Annotated in this window: 1 protein-coding gene; it reads right to left on the bottom strand. The window is 72.8% G+C overall.

Features of this window, described 5'->3' with window-relative positions; translation table 11 throughout:
- Positions 1–530 (bottom strand): AMP-binding protein (locus tag CQZ88_RS29915; RefSeq protein WP_180987013.1); only part of this gene is annotated, 530 nt, incomplete at both ends.

The raw sequence follows: 530 nt of genomic DNA, 5'->3' as shown, positions 1-530 counted from the left end.
GCCTCGATCTCGCCCAGCTCGATGCGCAGGCCGCGCAGCTTGACCTGGAAGTCCGTACGCCCGATGTACTCGAGTTCCCCGCCCTCGGTCCACGTCACCAGGTCGCCCGTGCGGTACAACCGCTCCCCGGGCGCGCCGAACGGCGACGCGACGAACCGGTCGGCCGTCAGGTCCGCCCGACCGACGTAGCCGCGGGCCAGCTGCACCCCCGCCAGGTACAGCTCCCCGGCCACCCCCACCGGGACCGGGCGCAGCCGGGCGTCGAGCACGTACACCCGCGTGTTCCACACCGGCGCACCGATCGGCACCAACACCACGTCCGCGTCGGTCACCTCGTGGAACGTCACGTCCACCGCGGCCTCGGTCGGCCCGTACAGGTTGTGCACGCTCACACCCGGCAGCACCGACCGCACCCGGGCGGCGACGGCGGCGGCGAGGGCCTCACCGGACGCGAAGACGTACCGCAACGACGAGATCCCGCCGACCGCGGACTCCGCGACGAACACGGCCAGCATCGACGGCACGAAGTG

The sequence above is a fragment of the Rhodococcus sp. ENV425 genome, from assembly GCF_002887785.1.
Taxonomy (GTDB): domain Bacteria; phylum Actinomycetota; class Actinomycetes; order Mycobacteriales; family Mycobacteriaceae; genus Rhodococcus; species Rhodococcus aetherivorans.
The sequence above is the reverse complement of the archived record's forward strand: the minus strand, read 5'-3'. Positions and strand labels throughout refer to the sequence as shown.